Source organism: Vibrio sp. Vb1574, from assembly GCF_033338675.1.
In genome coordinates this window covers 1-1,459 of the sequence record NZ_JAWOTC010000189.1, presented here as the reverse complement: position 1 = coordinate 1,459, position 1,459 = coordinate 1, and the positions used below count along the sequence as shown (strand labels likewise).

Annotated in this window: 2 protein-coding genes; both read right to left on the bottom strand. The window is 44.8% G+C overall.

The genetic code is table 11. The features are described 5' to 3' along the window. Nucleotides 1–22: 22 nt before the first annotated feature. The gene (locus tag R7O12_RS24695) at nt 23–892 is read right to left on the bottom strand and encodes a mechanosensitive ion channel family protein (RefSeq protein ID WP_005463003.1); all 870 of its coding nucleotides are present in this window, start codon (nt 890–892) and stop codon (nt 23–25) included. A 61-nt stretch (nt 893–953) separates the two neighbouring features. After that, on the bottom strand, nt 954–1,459 hold a 506-nt coding region (locus tag R7O12_RS24690), incomplete at its 5' end, for an OmpA family protein (protein ID WP_318126690.1).

The window sequence follows — 1,459 nt, the reverse complement described above, 5'->3', positions numbered from 1 at the left end:
GCGGGTTTCTTTTTAATGCAAGTTAGTTGAATGCAGCGTCGTTCGATTCATCATTCGAAGCAGGAAAACGCTGCTCGTAAAGCTCCATAAAGTCCTGACGAATCAAATGTTCTAAATGGTTCGCCTTATCTGTCGGGCAGAAGATCATCACATGCACAATCTGCTCACCATTAATATGACTTGAAATGTGGATGTGCGGCTCTGCACCCGGCAGATCGACACCGGCATGCTTCTCGATCATGGCATTGTAACGATGTGCCACATCACTAAAGTAACTGCAATGCTCATCAATTTTGTCCGTTAATGGTGTCAGTAGCGGATACAGGTTGACGAAGTCTTTCACCACAATCGTGAAATTATGGTAAACATAACGCTTCATGAAGTTGAGGTTTTTAACCGGATAGGTGAAAAACATACTATTAGGCAACGTCGCGGTTTTACCCGTGTAATGGTATTGCCCGTGATGCAAATCGATCTCTTGAATCACCGTCGCCATCATGTTGTGTTCGATCACCTCGCCACACAACTTACCCACTTCAATCCAATCACCCACTCGAAACGAGCGCGAACTCGCACGTTGAATCGAGCCTGTAAAACACAAAATGATCTCTTTCGATGCCACCACAATAGCAACCGCAATCGCTGTAACACTGAGCGCAAACTCACTGATTTCTGATTGCCAGAGGATAAACAGGATCAGCAATGTGAACGCAAACGTACCGTTTTTGGTTCTCGACATCCAACTGCGTTGATCTTCGGTTAAAAAGGCATGATCACCGCGAATCATCGACAAAATTGAACGACGTACCAACCACATAAAAAACAAAATTAATGTGGTAAACAGCATTTTGTGCGTGAGAAGAAAATCGACGACTAACTGCACTTTCTCCATTACCCAGCTCCCTTGTTACAGACTTATTATCTTTCGAATAGTAATGGGTAACCATAACAAATTATTCTGTCAGTTGTCCGTGTTCACTCTCTTTAAATACGATAAAGGCACGTCGATTCAGTGCGTTTGCTTCCGAAGTCGTTTGATTTATGACCGGTTGCAGTTCACCAAACGCTTTGACCTCCCAAACAAGCCGCGACGCATCAAGTTTGGTCTTTAGATATTCGACCACAGTTTGAGCTCGTCGCTCTGCCAATTTTTCATTGTAAGAAAGCGAGCCGACTTGATCAGTGTGTCCTGCAACCAAAATGCTGCCTTCTAACCCTTGTAACTGTTCAATGAAATCATCGAGCTGAGTGAGATCTTCAGCTTTCAACTCTGACTGATCAAAGTCAAAGTGTGGCGTCATGGTCATATAAACCTTACGCTCTGGCTTTGGAGGTTCGCAGAATGGCATCTCATCGTATTTTTGCGCCTCCTCAAACATGACGTACGCTCGGCGGTTTTCGGCTCGCGCTTGCTCTGAAGTATCGAGCGTAAGCGGTTGAGTCTCGCCAAAGTGCTTGA

Excerpts from the sequence above, each read along its gene's own strand:
- R7O12_RS24695 (WP_005463003.1), bottom strand. The coding sequence starts at position 892 with ATGGAGAAAGTGCAGTTAGTCGTCGATTTTCTTCTCACGCACAAAATG.